1 protein-coding gene is annotated in these 229 nt (G+C 36.7%); it reads left to right on the plus strand.

Features of this window, described 5'->3' with window-relative positions:
- The coding region (locus tag AOA61_RS00065) for a Na+/H+ antiporter NhaC family protein (RefSeq protein ID WP_305886511.1) at nt 1-229 on the plus strand (229 nt) is incomplete at both ends.

Below are 229 nucleotides of genomic sequence, written 5' to 3' on the forward strand. Positions count from 1 at the left end.
CTATGGTAGCGGGAGCAGTGATCTCAGGTGCTCTTGTCGGGGATAAAATGTCTCCTTTATCTGATACAACAAACTTAGCTTCCTCCGTTGTTAAGATTGATCTGTTTGAACATATTCGTCATATGTTGTGGGTTGGAGTTCCTGCTTTTTTAATTTCACTCATTTTATTCACTATTGTTGGGCGAACAAATGTAAATATCGAATTAAATACTTTAGATGAGATGCTTAT

It is taken from the genome of Pseudomonas sp. 2995-1, from assembly GCF_002742505.1.
Classification (GTDB): domain Bacteria; phylum Pseudomonadota; class Gammaproteobacteria; order Pseudomonadales; family Pseudomonadaceae; genus Aquipseudomonas; species Aquipseudomonas sivasensis.